This is a genomic window from Anoxybacillus sp. LAT27, from assembly GCF_022030075.1.
Classification (GTDB): domain Bacteria; phylum Bacillota; class Bacilli; order Bacillales; family Anoxybacillaceae; genus Anoxybacillus; species Anoxybacillus kestanbolensis.
Genome location: NZ_JAIWYK010000408.1, coordinates 1 through 223, shown reverse-complemented (window position 1 = coordinate 223; position 223 = coordinate 1). Strand labels below are relative to the sequence as shown.

The 223-nt window shown below is 62.8% G+C and carries 1 protein-coding gene; it reads right to left on the bottom strand.

Translation table 11 applies throughout. The features are described from left to right. Positions 1 to 223: hypothetical protein (locus tag LD028_RS09985; protein WP_237811724.1), on the bottom strand; the 223-nt coding region annotated here is incomplete at both ends.

Below are 223 nucleotides of genomic sequence, written 5' to 3'. Positions count from 1 at the left end.
ACCTGTTCGGCCAGCGGTAGCACATTGACCGGTCGCAGCGCCTCGCTCCGGGTGCGGTGCTGCTGCGAGAGACGGGCGAGCAAGTCGTTCATGCGCGCGGCAGAGTCCTGCAAGGTTGCGATCATATCTGCGCGGAAATCGGGGTTGTCGGCATGGCGCTCGGCATTGCGCGCCACCAGCGTCAACTGGCTGACCAGATTCTTGATATCGTGGAGGATGAACG